The organism is Vibrio sp. ArtGut-C1, from assembly GCF_002105475.1.
Taxonomy (GTDB): Bacteria; Pseudomonadota; Gammaproteobacteria; order Enterobacterales; family Vibrionaceae; genus Vibrio; species Vibrio diabolicus.
In genome coordinates this window covers 79,982-95,138 of sequence record NZ_NCTH01000008.1, presented here as the reverse complement: position 1 = coordinate 95,138, position 15,157 = coordinate 79,982, and the positions used below count along the sequence as shown (strand labels likewise).

Here is a 15,157-nt window from a genome sequence, read left to right as displayed (position 1 = left end):
AAAAACCCTGAGCATAACTCAGGGCTTCTTCTTAATTGAATCGCTTAACGAAAATTATTTCGCGCCACGAGAAGCACGTTTACGATCGCTTTCCGTTAGGAATTTCTTACGGATACGGATGCTTTCAGGTGTTACTTCTACTAGCTCGTCGTCATCGATGAACTCAAGCGCTTGCTCTAGTGTCATGATGATTGGCGGAGTTAGAACCTGTGCGTCATCTGTACCAGATGCACGAACGTTGGTTAGCTGCTTACCTTTCAGTGCGTTTACTGTTAGGTCGTTGTCGCGGCTGTGAATACCGATAACCATGCCTTCGTAAACTTCCACACCGTGACCGATAAATAGACGACCACGTTCTTGAAGGTTGAACAGTGCGTTAGTTAGCGCTTTACCCGCAGCGTTAGCAATCAGAACACCGTTGATACGCTGACCGATGTTACCGCCTTTGTGTGGGCCGTAGTGGTCAAACGTATGGTATAGAAGACCAGAACCAGAAGTCAGTGTCATGAATTCCGTTTGGAAGCCGATCAGACCACGAGATGGCATGATGAAGTCCATACGTACACGGCCTTTACCGTCTGGAGCCATATCTTTCAACTCACCTTTACGTAGGCCGATATTCTCCATGATACCGCCTTGGTGCTCTTCCATTACGTCGATAGTTACCGTTTCAAACGGTTCCATTAGCTGACCATCTTCTTCTTTGATGATTACTTCTGGACGAGATACGGCAAGCTCGAAGCCTTCACGACGCATGTTTTCGATCAGGATAGACAGGTGAAGCTCACCACGGCCTGATACGCGGAATTTGTCTGGATCGTCTGTTTGTTCAACGCGCAGTGCAACGTTGTGTACCAGTTCCTTCTCTAGACGCTCAAGGATGTTACGTGAAGTGACGAACTTACCTTCTTTACCAGCGAATGGAGACGTGTTTACTTGGAACGTCATGGTTACTGTTGGTTCATCAACAGACAGTGCTGGTAGTGCTTCTACTGCGTTTTGTGCACAGATAGTGTCAGAGATTTTAAGCTCGCCAAGACCAGTGATTGCAATGATATCACCCGCGTTAGCTTGCTCAACTTCGTGACGCTCTAGGCCTAGGTAGCCCATTACTGTGCCCACTTTACCGTTGCGAGTTTTGCCGTCTGCACCAACAACCGTTACTTGCTGGTTTGGCTTAACGCTACCACGAGTTACACGGCCAACGCCGATAACGCCAACGTAAGAGCTGTAATCCAACTGAGAGATTTGCATCTGTAGTGGACCATCTAGGTCAACTTCTGGTGCAGCTACTTCGCCAACGATAGTTTCGAATAGCGGTTCCATGTTCTCGCCAGTTTCGCCTTCTTCTAGAGAAGCCCAACCGTTAAGAGCAGAAGCGTAAACCACTTTAAAGTCTAACTGTTCGTCAGAAGCACCTAGGTTGTCGAATAGGTCGAACACTTGGTCCATAACCCAATCAGGACGTGCACCAGGGCGGTCAATCTTGTTGATAACAACGATTGGTTTTAGACCATGAGCAAACGCTTTTTGTGTTACGAAACGCGTTTGAGGCATTGGACCATCAACCGCGTCAACGATAAGTAGTACAGAGTCTACCATCGACATGATACGTTCAACTTCGCCACCGAAGTCCGCGTGTCCCGGAGTATCTACGATGTTGATACGGTAATCGTTCCAGTCGATTGCTGTGTTTTTAGCAAGAATGGTAATACCGCGCTCTTTCTCGATGTCGTTCGAGTCCATGACTCGCTCTTCAGCTTCACCGCGAGACTCAAGCGTGCCTGATTGTTGTAGCAGCTTGTCAACCAACGTGGTTTTACCGTGGTCAACGTGCGCGATGATCGCGATATTTCTTAATTTATCAATCTGTGGAGTAGCCATGGATATTGATTCACTTAGATAGATGAAATGCCCCCACGCTGAGAACGGGTGCTCTCTGGCGACATTTGCTGATTAAAAAAACGGCCATAATGTACCAGATTTTAGCAAAAAGCCTAGAAATATGTGATCTACTCCCGAGCATTTCTGCGATTTTTACGCTTAATGCCCATTTTCTTCCTCAGAACGAATTGATTAAACGCAACTTTATTCCAATCGATGCATAATTCAAATTGACTCTTGCTCAAAAACTGGGCTGAATAAGCAATGCGCCTGTCACATTATGGTGCAATAATTATTTTCCGCACCACAATAGTGCAAGTAAAGATCATTTTGGTGCAATCATCTGCACCAAGCTAGCGCCAAAAAACACAATTGCTTGAAATTAATGGAATATTTTTTTTGGCACGGTTTTGGCTTTAGTTAAAACAGCATCGATTAATGAAAAGTCAAATTGATTAATCAATGCCAGGTTTCATGAATAATTCATAAATCGAGCTTTTACCGCTTATTAACACTGGAGGTTATCCAAGATGTCAGTAGAAAACGTTCTATCGCTGATCCAAGAAAACGAAGTTAAGTTTGTTGACCTACGCTTCACTGATACAAAAGGTAAAGAGCAGCACATTTCGATCCCTGCTCACCAAATCGACGCAGACTTCTTCGAAGAAGGTAAAATGTTCGATGGTTCATCAGTTGCTGGCTGGAAAGGTATCAACGAATCAGACATGGTAATGATGCCTGACGCATCTTCTGCTGTGCTTGACCCATTCACGGAAGACGCAACACTAAACATCCGTTGTGACATCTTAGAGCCGGCAACAATGCAAGGCTACGACCGTGACCCACGTTCTATCGCAAAACGCGCTGAAGACTTCATGCGCTCTACTGGCGTTGCAGATACTGTACTTATCGGTCCTGAGCCAGAATTCTTCCTATTTGACGACGTGAAATTCGCGACTGACATGTCAGGCTCTTTCTTCAAGATCGATGACGTAGAAGCAGCATGGAACACAGGTTCTGATTACGAAGAAGGTAACAAAGGTCACCGTCCAGGCGTTAAAGGTGGTTACTTCCCTGTAGCTCCAGTGGATTCATCTCAAGACATCCGTTCTGCTATGTGTCTAGTAATGGAAGAAATGGGTCTTGTTGTTGAAGCGCACCACCACGAAGTGGCAACAGCGGGTCAAAACGAAATCGCAACTCGTTTCAACACGCTAACAACCAAAGCTGACGAAATCCAAATCTACAAGTACGTTGTACACAACGTTGCTCACGCGTTTGGTAAAACGGCAACATTCATGCCTAAACCACTTGTTGGTGACAACGGTAGCGGTATGCACGTTCACCAATCTCTAGCGAAAGATGGAGTAAACCTATTTGCTGGTGACAAGTACGGCGGTCTATCTGAAATGGCGCTTTACTACATTGGCGGTATCATCAAACACGCTCGTGCAATCAACGCATTTGCTAACCCATCAACAAACTCGTACAAACGTCTTGTACCAGGCTTCGAAGCGCCAGTTATGCTTGCTTACTCTGCACGTAACCGCTCTGCTTCAATCCGTATCCCTGTGGTACCAAGCCCGAAAGCACGTCGTATCGAAGTTCGCTTTGGTGACCCAGCGGCTAACCCATACCTATGCTTTGCATCAATGCTAATGGCTGGTCTTGACGGTATTAAGAACAAGATCCACCCAGGCGAAGCAATGGATAAAGACCTTTACGATCTACCAGCAGAAGAAGCAGCAGAAATCCCAACGGTTGCATACTCACTGAAAGACGCACTAGCAGAGCTAGATGCTGACCGTGAATTCCTAACAGCGGGTGGTGTATTCTCTGACGACTTCATCGACTCTTACATCGAGCTAAAATCTCAGGACGTAGAGCGCGTGAACATGACAACTCACCCAGTTGAGTTCGAACTTTACTACTCTGTATAAGGTCGACACTGTGTAAAATGTAAACACAGCAACAAAATATTAGGCTCGCCTCGCAGGCGGGCCTTTTTTGTATTCGTCAGTCAAGATTCGACGTTTAACATGAGGGGATAATAAAAATACGCTTGGACTTTTTACCTTGTAGGTCAAAGAGCTAAGCCATTGAAACGTGAAATCATCGATCAAAAGAAGGTGAGCAATGAAAGTTCAGCTTATTCCATCGCTATGTGCTCTCAGCGGATTGTTAATCGTCTCCATCGCATCAGCGCAGGTTGCTTATACATGGGTAGATGAAAATGGCGTGGTTCATTTTAGTGATACGCCAAACCAAGGTGCAAAAGCCATCGCGCTGCCAAACCTTGAAGCCAGCGCACCGGCTCCTAAGGTAGAAAGCACGGAATCACTCGCCCCTCAGACCAAGCTATCGAAAGAGCCACAAGACAAGCCGGAAAAGAAAACCGATAAACCTCTCCCATTAAAGCTCTCGATGCTGACTCCTCAACATAACGAAACCATCCGCAGCAACCGAGGAATCATCAATATTCAACTGGAAACCAATCGCAAGCTTGGTATCGGTGAACAGCTGCAACTGCTGCTCGACGGAAAACCTTATGGTGCGCCACAAAGCCATATGACGTGGCAGTTAAACAATATTGACCGAGGCACCCACACACTGGCCGCGCACGCGAAAAGAAGCGGCAAGCTTATTGCATCTACTAGCCCTATAACGGTGCATTTACATAGAGCAAGTGTTAAGCCGACCGTAAAAGGGGCAAAATAGAATATCTGGTGAAAAAAATAGCATCACTGCGGTGCTTTTCACTTTTTCTTCTGAGATTTATTCGCCATACTTAACGTTCAATTGCACCATTATTGTGCAACGCACAATCTTAAAGCAAAACAAGGACGTAATGTGGATACCAGTCTTCCTAGTGCCATTCTCAACAACATGGTGACAGCAACGCTGATTCTTGATGATGGATTGGCTATCCGTTATGCCAATCCGGCTGCCGAGTTGCTGTTTTCTCAAAGCGCGAAACGTATTGTTGAACAATCGCTTTCTCAATTGATTCAGCATGCGTCGCTGGATCTCGCGCTGCTCACTCAACCATTGCAAAGTGGCCAAAGCATCACCGACAGTGACGTCACTTTCGTTGTTGATGGCCGCCCCTTAATGCTAGAGGTGACAATTAGCCCAATCACTTGGCAAAAGCAGTTGATGCTTCTGGTTGAGATGCGCAAAATTGATCAGCAGCGCCGACTCTCTCAAGAACTGAACCAGCACGCCCAACAACAAGCGGCGAAACTGTTAGTCCGAGGGCTTGCACATGAGATCAAAAACCCGCTAGGTGGATTACGTGGTGCAGCGCAATTGTTAGAAAAAATGCTGCCAGATCCCTCTCTCAACGAGTATACGCACATCATTATTGAGCAAGCCGACCGTTTAAGAGCGCTCGTTGATCGATTACTCGGGCCACAAAAGCCAGGTAAGAAGACACAAGAAAACTTGCATCAAATTCTGGAAAAGGTCCGCCAGTTGGTTGAACTAGAATCGCAACGTTCAATCGTGATTGAACGCGATTACGACCCGAGCTTGCCAGAAATTTTGATGGATGCGGACCAAATCGAACAGGCGATGCTTAATATCGTCAGTAATGCGGCGCAAATTCTTAGCCATCAAGAACACGGTAAAATCACCATTCGCACCAGAACGGTGCATCAAGCTAATATTCACGGCAAACGCTGTAAACTCGCTGCGCGTGTCGAAATCACAGACAACGGCCCAGGCATTCCACCGGAATTACAAGACACACTGTTCTATCCCATGGTCAGTGGCCGCGAGGGAGGAACTGGCTTAGGGCTGTCTATTTCACAAAATTTGATCGACCAGCACAATGGAAAAATAGACGTAGAAAGCTGGCCTGGTCACACAACATTTACTATTTATTTGCCGATCTGATTGCGCTAATGGACTTCAAGTCGCATCAATTTTTCGGTTTGCTGCAAGGATTACTACATGAGTAAAGGATATGTTTGGGTCGTTGATGACGACAGTTCCATTCGCTGGGTGATGGAGAAAACGCTCTCCTCTGCCAACATAAAATGCGAAACCTATCCCGATGGGGAAAGCGTTTTGATGGCGCTCGAACGCGAAGTACCAGATGTGCTGGTATCAGACATTCGCATGCCGGGCATTGATGGATTAGAGCTGCTAAAACAAGTACAGCGCGATTACCCAGACCTTCCCGTGATTATCATGACCGCCCACTCAGATTTGGATGCGGCAGTGAATGCGTACCAAAAAGGCGCCTTTGAATACTTACCAAAACCTTTTGATATCGATGAAACCTTAACTCTGGTTGAACGAGCGATTGCACACAGTCACGAAAATAAACGTGAGCAACTCTCTCCAGAAGACATTCCAGCGGAAACGCCAGAAATCATCGGTGAAGCGCCAGCCATGCAAGAAGTATTTCGCGCCATTGGTCGTCTTTCTCGCTCCTCAATTTCAGTATTGATTAACGGTGAATCGGGCACGGGTAAAGAGCTCGTTGCTCATGCGTTGCACCGCCATAGTCCTCGCGCCAACAAACCTTTTATTGCACTCAATATGGCGGCGATTCCCAAAGATCTGATTGAGTCAGAGTTGTTTGGTCATGAAAAAGGGGCATTTACCGGGGCGAACAATGTTCGTCAGGGTCGATTCGAACAAGCCAATGGCGGCACCCTATTTTTAGACGAAATCGGTGACATGCCGTTAGATATTCAAACCCGTTTGCTGCGTGTTCTGGCCGACGGACAGTTTTATCGAGTGGGCGGTCACTCCCCAATCAGCGTCGACGTAAGGATTGTCGCGGCAACACACCAGAATTTAGAAAAGCTGGTGCATGAAGGCGATTTCCGTGAAGACTTATTCCATCGCTTGAACGTGATTCGAGTGCAGATTCCGGCATTGCGTGAACGTAAGCAGGACATCGAAAAACTTACGCAGCATTTTCTTATCCGAGCGGCTGATGAGCTGGGGGTCGAAACCAAAACTCTGCATCCGTCGACCGTTGAAATTCTTAACCGCCTTGATTGGCCGGGCAACGTGCGTCAATTAGAGAATATTTGCCGTTGGTTAACCGTCATGGCCAGTGGTAGCGAGGTATTGCCAAACGACTTACCAAGCGAACTGCTCGAAGAGAAAAAATCCATTTCGGACTCTGAACATGGCAGCTGGCAAGAACAATTGGCGGATTGGGCACGTCAATCACTCTCGGCAGGAGATAAAGAACTGCTTTCTTATGCTTTACCAGAATTTGAGCGCATTTTATTAGAGGCAGCTTTGGAGCACACTAAAGGTCACAAGCAAGATGCCGCTAAAGTATTAGGCTGGGGGCGAAACACGCTTACCAGAAAATTAAAAGAATTGTACTGACAATCACTTACGTGGTGCGTTAACAACGAGAGTCGTTTGTCACTCGATATTAACAAAAATATCAGTACAATTGTGGCGCACCACCATCTATGTGATTAGGCAATGTCTACTGCTACGACTCAAATTACACTGCGTACCGCTGTTCTCATTCCATTTGTCATGATCTTCTTACTGGCGATCGGTGTCATTGTCTACGTCCAAAAACAAAGCTACGAAGAAGTGGTCACAGATATCAGCGACAAACAACTTTCCGTGTTAACCGAAAGTGTCCACGACCACCTTAATAGCTATCTGCGCAAGCCGTTTACTGCGGTTATGGCTCTCGCGCATAACGTCAGCTATCACAACCTTTATCACCCTCACGACACCTCAGATATTCAAAGCTACCTGCTGAGTGCATTCAAAAACCTTTACCAATCGATACCGCAGTTGGATGTCATCGCATTTGGTTCAGAAAGCGGTGACTTTGCCGGGTTCCGCCGCGAGCTTTCCGACGATTACACCTTAATGGTTCAAGATCGATATACCGATGGCGATCTGATTATTTATGGCACTAACCATGTGAGTAATAGCATTCGAACGGTTATCTCTCCATACGATCCTCGCACTCGCCCATGGTATACGCCCGTCGCTGAGGCTCAAACCTCGATGTGGTCTGAGATTTATACGAATGCCGATGAACGCCAGGATATTACGCTGTCAGCCATGACACCGGTGTATAAACACGACCAATTTGCTGGCGTGTTGGTGACAGACATTCGCATCAACACATTCAACGAATTTCTGCGCGAGTTAAAATACAACACCAAAGCTTCGGTCTACATCATGGACCCAGATCATCGTTTAATCGCTCACTCAGGCCCGGGAAGCGTCATCTCATGGGGCACAAAGTTTTCTGATAAAGGGCAGCGTTTGTTTGCGGCTGAAAACGCAGATCCGATCATCAAAATCAGTGCGAGCCGCGTTCGGTCGTTTGATCTCAACAATACTAAGCAACCTTACACCTTTTCATTTGAGCATGACGGCCAACGTATTTTCAGCCGACTAACCCCATACCGAGATCAAAACGGTTTAACATGGTTTATTGGCACCTCTATATCTGAATCCGAGTTGCTGGGTACATTGCCGAAAAGCCAACAAAAGAGTTGGCTAGTCGGGTTTATCGTCAGCTTATTTGGTATCGCCATCAGTTGGATAATTTTCAACCGAGTCACCAGGCCGATTAACGCGACGGCTGACGCCGCCCAACACCTTGCGAATGGCGATTGGGACAGCAGTATGCCAAAACCTGGTTATGTGTATGAGACAACGGTACTTGTGCATGCCTTTAATGAGATGACGAGTAACCTCAGAGCCTCATTTAAAGCGTTGCGTGAGCAGTTGGTTTATGACTCTCTGACACGCTTATACAGTCGTCAGGGCTTGGTCGAAATCTGTGAGAACCAATCTCACCTGTGCCACGGCAGTTTATTTTTACTTGGTATCAACAAATTTAGAGATATTAACGACAGTGTGGGTCATCATAACGGTGATCAACTGTTGGTCAGCATCGCAGAAAGGCTAAAACAAGAGTTTAGTGATAACGCGTTACTGGCTCGGATTGGTGGTGATGAGTTCGCAGTGTTTCTCTCAAACGCCGATACTGAAGCCAAAGTTAAACAAACCGAGCGTCGATTACAGCAACTCTTTTCCACCCCATTTATGGTGGAAGGTGAGAATGTAGTGATGAAGATTTCACTTGGCATTGTGCAAACCCAACCAAATGAAACCATGCCGCTGTGGCTTCGCAACGCCAGCATCGCATTAAGCTACGCCAAGCAAGACTCACTGACCGGTGTCTGTCATTACAGCCCTGAACTGGCAAGCGCTTCAAAGTTCCGCACCCAAATGCTGACTAAGATTCAAACTGGCATCGAAAACCAAGAGTTTGTCCCTCATTATCAACCTATTGTGGATCTCGCTAGTGGTAATGTGTGTGGCGCAGAAGCGCTGGCGCGCTGGCACAGTGACTCAGGAATGGTGTCACCACTAGATTTTATTCCAATCGCAGAAGAAAGCGGCATGATCAAAGCCATTGGCCAACAAATTCTGTTACAAGCTTGCCGCGATACATACCAAGCCATTCAAAGTAATCAGTGGCCGTCAGACTTCCAACTGCATGTGAACATCTCCGTTAATCAACTGTCCTGCCCTGATTTTGTCGATACAGTGACCAACGTATTGGATATCACAAAATTACCCGCCAGTAACCTAACACTGGAGATCACCGAGTCGCGCATTATTGATAGCGCACCAACCACACTGGAAAACATGACCAAACTGCGTGATATGGGGATTGGTATCGCGATCGATGATTTCGGTACCGGTTACTCATCACTGGGTTATCTTCACTCACTGCCATTTACTTGTTTGAAGATTGATCGCACCTTCATCAATCAACTCACGCAAGAAAACTTAGACAGTTCGGTCGTTGCTGCGGTCATCAATATCACCGCGGGCCTTAAAACCAATGTCGTCGCAGAAGGCGTAGAGGATAGCAATCAAGCACAATTACTGCGCTCTTTAGGCTGCAACCAAGTGCAAGGCTTCTATTACAGCCGTCCAATGCCGCTAGAAGAGTGGCCAACACATTTGGTTAACATGAAGTAGAAAAGAGCGAGAATCGTTGATTTCCTAGTCATCCTCTACTGACAATCTACCTAACTGTTATTTATACTTAACTGCAAATCTTACCCATGTATTGTCACAGATGATGTTTGGGCCCTGTTCCAGTTCATAACTATCCGGATCGACATAATGATAACGAAGAACCTCCCTCTTACTGATTTGCACCGCCACCTTGACGGTAACATTCGTACTAAAACGATTCTTGAGCTTGGCCAAAAATTTGGTATTGCTCTGCCAGCGTACGATATTGAGTCTCTCACTCCTCACGTTCAAATTGTCGAAGCGGAACCCTCTCTTGTTGCTTTCCTTTCTAAGCTCGACTGGGGTGTTGCGGTACTGGGCGACCTAGATGCATGTCGTCGTGTGGCGTACGAAAACGTAGAAGACGCACTAAACGCTCAAATCGATTACGCTGAACTGCGTTTCTCACCATACTACATGGCAATGAAACACAAGTTACCAGTAGCGGGTGTTGTTGAAGCAGTCGTGGACGGTGTGCAAGCGGGTATGCGCGATTTTGGCGTGAAAGCCAACCTGATCGGCATCATGAGTCGCACATTTGGCACCGACGCATGCCAACAAGAACTGGACGGCATTCTGAGCCAAAAAGATCACATCGTTGCCGTCGACTTGGCGGGTGACGAACTGGGCCAACCGGGCGATCGCTTTGTGTCTCACTTCAAACAAGTACGCGACGCTGGCCTTGGGGTAACGGTTCATGCTGGTGAAGCAGCAGGTGCAGAGAGCATGTGGCAAGCAATCAATGAGCTGGGCGCAACTCGTATCGGTCACGGCGTAAAAGCGATCCACGATCCAAAACTGATGGATTACCTAGCAGAAAACCGCATTGGTATTGAGTCTTGCCTAACATCAAACTACCAAACAAGCACGGTAGAAACGTTAGAAAACCACCCTCTCAAACAGTTCCTAGAGCATGGCGTTCTTGCGTGTCTGAACACTGACGATCCAGCGGTAGAAGGCATCGAACTGCCATACGAATACGAAGTAGCGGCACCAGCAGCTGGTCTGAGCCAAGACCAGATTCGCCAAGCACAAATCAATGGCCTTGAGATTGCGTTCCTTTCAGAAGCAGAAAAAGCGGAACTGAAAGCAAAAGTAAAAGATCGCGCTTAAATCCAGCGAAAACATAAAAAAATGCCAGCATCTGCTGGCATTTTTTATATCTTGAATCGGCGTCTATGATTAGATAACACGAGAGAATTGTTGCTGACGCGCCTTCGCTCGCAGGTACTTATCGAAGCTCATACAAATATTACGGATCAGCAAACGACCTCGCAGCGTCACACGAATTTCATTGTCATCCACTTCCACCAGCTCATCGTTGATGAAGGTCTGAAGTAGCTGCAAATCTTCTTTAAAGTACTGATCAAACTTCACTTTAAACTCAGACTCGATCGCTTTCTTGTCTAGTTTAAAATTACAAATCAGCTGCTTGATCACTTCGCGACGTAGCAAATCATCAGAGTCCAGCGAAACCCCTTTCCACAGTGCATGACGAAGTTCGTTGACTTGAGCGTAGTATTTCTTCAGCTCTTTCTGGTTTTGCGCGTATGCATCGCCGATCATCGAGATTGCAGAGACACCAAAGCCAACCAAATCACATTCACCTTGTGTGGTGTAGCCTTGGAAGTTGCGATGCAAAATACCTTCGCGTTGGGCGACGGCAAGCTCATCGTCCGGTAAAGCAAAGTGGTCCATGCCGATAAATTGATAGCCAGCGCCAGTCAGTGTCGCGATGGTATCTTGCAGAATCGCCATCTTCTCTTCTGCTTTAGGCAGATCTTCGTCTTTAATCTTACGCTGCGCTGCAAATAGCTGTGGCATGTGCGCGTAGTTAAACACGGACAGACGGCCCGGCTGCATTTCCAGTACTTGTTCTAACGTCTTGGCAAAAGAGGCTTTGGTTTGCTTTGGCAAGCCGTAGATCAAATCTAGGTTTGTCGAACGGAAACCCAACTCTTTTGCGCGCGCAACCATCGCAAAGATGAACTCTTCATCTTGCTCACGGTTCACCAGTTTTTGCACTTCTTTGTTGAAGTCCTGAACACCGATGCTCAAGCGGTTAAAGCCTTCACTACGCAGGTGATCCAGCATGGTGATCTGAATTTCACGCGGGTCAACTTCGATACTGATTTCAGCATCACTGCTAAAGGTAAACTCTTGGCGCAACAGGCTCATTACGCGTGTAATTTGCTTTTCAGAAAGGAACGTTGGCGTACCACCACCAAAGTGCAATTGCGTTACCGTTCTGCCCACCAATAAGGCTGCACGTTGACGAATCTCATGTTCAAGCACATCGAGGTATTCGTCCGCTTTGTGCGAGTGGCGCGTGATGACTTTATTACAACCACAGTAGTAACAAAGCTTGTGACAGAACGGAATGTGTACGTACAGCGATAATGGGCGGTCTGGGTACTGAGTGCATGCCATATCATAATCAGAAATGGTGAACGCTTCATGGAACTCCAGCGCCGTTGGGTACGACGTGTAGCGAGGACCGGAATAGTTGTACTTATCCAATACCGCTTGATCCCAGACGATTTGCTGCTTCGATTCAGTGTGTTGATTCGACATGGTGGTACTTTCCGTTAAATGCTAGGGCAACGAAAGCCGTCACCCGATATTCAGAGCCGCTATTTTGCCATACGACGATGACAAGCGTGGCAACGCCGACTGGCTTTTTAATTATAAAACTAAAGAAGTGCTAGCGTGATCACGATACCCCCAGCAGTCATAAGGAAACCATTGGGGGTAACTATTAAATCATCTGAATATTGATTTGATTATTCAGTGGCTGGACGTTTTTCTGCAACACTTTGAGCTCCTCAATGATCGCATCAGTGAGGCGGCTTTCCGCTTTATGACGCGTCAAGTTCTGTTGCATACGCTCTTTCTTGGCAAGTTGTTGGCGTTCTTCACCACGCGCCATATCTTTCACGATATGGTAAAGCTCAGAAATTGCAGGGTACGTTTTATCAAAATCGACACGGTCTTCACCTTGTACATAATCCATGATGTTATACACACGAATACTGATTTCAGACAAATCGCATTGGCCTTGAATACCCGCCTGACACAAGGTATGCACATTCTCAAAAATGTTGGCGTTACGTTTATCTATCGCCAATTTTTGATGCTTTAGCTGCAATTCCTTTTGCTTTTTCAATTGAAGCAGAAGGTAACCTGCATAAGAAGCAAGTGCGATGATAATCACAACACCAGCAATAGCTAATAAGGTTACATTCATAGCTTAATTATCCTTTGTAGTCGTCGAAGTTAATGTCGTCGAAATCTGCCAGCAAGTCATCATCATTGCGCGTGCTTTTCTCAGCAGGAGCAGTGAAGTCTTCCTCTTCTTCAGGTTCCAACAAACCTAGTTGGTCCATTAGCTTCTCAATGCGGTCGAGCTTCTCATCGACGTATTTCTGTAGACCTGTGCCTAGGTTTTCACCCGCTTCAATACGGTCTAGCAACACGTTCAATTGCGCGTCATTTTCTAGCATCTCTAGTTCTTGCTCTGCCGACAAACGACGCTCTTGCTTCGTCATTTTCTTCGCAGGCTCAACAACCAGAGGAATTTTCTTTTTACTGCCTAAACGCGGGTCGCGGTTTTGTGCAGCAGCTTGCTTTTTCTGCTCGTTAACTTCTGAGTTACGGTTACCCGTTTTCAAGCCTTTGCGCTTTTTAGCACGCTTGCGTAGGCGGCCTTCCACATCAGATTCTGTACGGTTACGAGTTACAACAAACTCAGGTGCGCCAGCGGCACCTGGCTTTCTAGATTTTTTACTACGGCTCATTACTGGGGTTTCCTCAGTAAAATTACATCATTACCAATAAATTCGAGTTCGAGCTTATCCCGCTCTGCTAGGAACTGGAACGTGTCACGACTAAAGAACACTACATGAGTGAGATCGTTCTTATAATGCCATGATTTGAAAGCCTCCACGTCGATGACCATTTTCGTCATCAGGCCTATCCAGCCCCCTGGCTTAACTAAATTCAACCATTGCTTCCACACCAAATCTGGGTGGTAGAGGTGCTCTATCACCTCTGTTGCTGTCATGAAGTCATACGTTTTTTCTAAAACCGACGTATCAGGGTGGTAGTAGAGGTCGTACAACGCCATGTTGTGCCCCGCCTCTTCCAACATTAAGGAGAGCGTTGGGCCAGGACCACAACCAAAGTCGATACCATTTGATTGTGGAGAAATTCGCTCTGTGATCGGGTCAGCAATACGCGACAAAAAGCGTCGGTAACCTAAATCTTCAGGGTTGTTCTCATGCAAATCATAGTGAGCTTTTTCGGTTTCCGCATCCAAACGTTGGTCTGGATTCACAAACACCAAACTGCACTGCTCACATTGAAGATATTCACGTCGCTTATCTTCAAAATAGTGGTGAGTACGCTGATTTTGGCATAAAGGACAGGTATGCATGCTGACTTCCTCAAACAGGGATGCGAAACATACCAGAAAGTGAACTCAGATTGGAGTGTTGCTGAGCATTTTTTCAGCAATTTTTGTTAAAAAACTTTGTTTACAACCCATCGAAGTAAATAAGTGCAGTAATCGTAATTCAGATTGCGACTTACCAAGAGAAAAGAATATAAAAAAAGCGACAGTCAGACTGTCGCTTTCTAAGTGCCATCAATTGGCGAAACTGTGTTGCACGCATTTGGTGCACCAATGATCCCTTTGTTTTTCGAGCTTTCCCTGCCAAAAAGAGTTGTTTTTCATCTTCCTGATGAGTTTTGGCTATCCGTTTACTTCCTGTCTACTGAGCAACTTCCTGTGCCTGATCCGTTTCACTGTCTTAACCGTCAGACGAGATGACCATCCTTATCAGATAGGCTCCCTACCTATCTAAACCCCTTTCTAAATCACCAAGCATCCGAGCTACATCCTTGGAGACCTAAACCGTGGTCTAAAATCCTTACATTCACCCCCTGTGAACGACTTCTACTTTACGCCATCCCGCGATGCTCACAAGTAATGGGTTGAAAAAATAATCCGCCTATTTTCTAAAAATATCAAAATTGTCATTTAATCAAAAACTTAAAAACACTAACAAGAAAAAGCCAACATCAAGTATGGCAAATGTCTCACAAACTGCCGAGCCAACTATCGCTTTCGCATCCAAACTCGACTGTGATATCTGTCACGAACAAAAATGCCCTAGTGGATTCACTAGGGCATTTTTGTACAAGTTGCTCGAACGATGTAGGGACA

Annotated in this window: 11 protein-coding genes; 6 read left to right on the top strand and 5 right to left on the bottom strand. The window is 46.3% G+C overall.

Translation table 11 applies throughout. The features are described from left to right. Nucleotides 1-54: 54 nt before the first annotated feature. Nucleotides 55-1,884 carry a translational GTPase TypA gene (gene typA, locus B7360_RS09360; protein WP_046874152.1) on the bottom strand — a complete coding sequence of 610 codons (1,830 nt, stop codon included), beginning with the start codon at nt 1,882-1,884 and terminating at the stop codon, nt 55-57. 530 nt (nt 1,885-2,414) lie between these two features. Between typA and glnA the strand changes: the two genes are divergently transcribed. The 6 genes from glnA to add all read left to right on the top strand — a co-directional run bounded on the left by glnA (nt 2,415) and on the right by add (nt 11,043). Further along, nucleotides 2,415-3,824 (top strand): glutamate--ammonia ligase, encoded by a 1,410-nt coding sequence (glnA, locus tag B7360_RS09355; RefSeq protein ID WP_005395023.1) that lies wholly within the window; start codon nt 2,415-2,417, stop codon nt 3,822-3,824. Nucleotides 3,825-4,020: 196 nt separating this feature from the next. Next, nucleotides 4,021-4,602 (top strand): DUF4124 domain-containing protein, encoded by a 582-nt coding sequence (locus tag B7360_RS09350; RefSeq protein ID WP_085343375.1) that lies wholly within the window; start codon nt 4,021-4,023, stop codon nt 4,600-4,602. Between the two features lie 132 nt (nt 4,603-4,734). Further along, nucleotides 4,735-5,781 carry a nitrogen regulation protein NR(II) gene (gene glnL / locus B7360_RS09345; protein WP_085343374.1) on the top strand — a complete coding sequence of 349 codons (1,047 nt, stop codon included), beginning with the start codon at nt 4,735-4,737 and terminating at the stop codon, nt 5,779-5,781. A 57-nt stretch (nt 5,782-5,838) separates the two neighbouring features. After that, nucleotides 5,839-7,242 (top strand): nitrogen regulation protein NR(I), encoded by a 1,404-nt coding sequence (glnG, locus tag B7360_RS09340; RefSeq protein ID WP_085343373.1) that lies wholly within the window; start codon nt 5,839-5,841, stop codon nt 7,240-7,242. Nucleotides 7,243-7,344: 102 nt separating this feature from the next. Then, nucleotides 7,345-9,891: an EAL domain-containing protein gene (locus tag B7360_RS09335; RefSeq protein WP_085343372.1), complete on the top strand. Its 2,547-nt coding sequence runs from the start codon at nt 7,345-7,347 to the stop codon at nt 9,889-9,891. A gap of 147 nt (nt 9,892-10,038) precedes the next feature. Then, the gene (gene add / locus B7360_RS09330) at nt 10,039-11,043 is read left to right on the top strand and encodes an adenosine deaminase (protein WP_005395038.1); all 1,005 of its coding nucleotides are present in this window, start codon (nt 10,039-10,041) and stop codon (nt 11,041-11,043) included. Nucleotides 11,044-11,112: 69 nt separating this feature from the next. On the opposite strand, the gene hemN is transcribed toward add, so the two are convergent. The 4 genes from hemN to B7360_RS09310 all read right to left on the bottom strand — a co-directional run bounded on the left by hemN (nt 11,113) and on the right by B7360_RS09310 (nt 14,365). Further along, nucleotides 11,113-12,504, bottom strand: coding sequence for an oxygen-independent coproporphyrinogen III oxidase (hemN, locus tag B7360_RS09325; RefSeq protein ID WP_005394456.1), 1,392 nt, complete (start codon nt 12,502-12,504; stop codon nt 11,113-11,115). A 184-nt stretch (nt 12,505-12,688) separates the two neighbouring features. Beyond that, nucleotides 12,689-13,177, bottom strand: coding sequence for a DUF2489 domain-containing protein (locus B7360_RS09320; protein WP_005379254.1), 489 nt, complete (start codon nt 13,175-13,177; stop codon nt 12,689-12,691). A gap of 7 nt (nt 13,178-13,184) precedes the next feature. After that, on the bottom strand, nt 13,185-13,727 hold the full coding sequence (gene yihI / locus B7360_RS09315; RefSeq protein WP_005394455.1) for a Der GTPase-activating protein YihI: 543 nt from the start codon (nt 13,725-13,727) through the stop codon (nt 13,185-13,187). After that, nucleotides 13,727-14,365, bottom strand: coding sequence for a class I SAM-dependent methyltransferase (locus B7360_RS09310; RefSeq protein ID WP_005394454.1), 639 nt, complete (start codon nt 14,363-14,365; stop codon nt 13,727-13,729). Before B7360_RS09310 ends, yihI begins: the two co-directional genes overlap by 1 nt. Nucleotides 14,366-15,157: the final 792 nt, after the last annotated feature.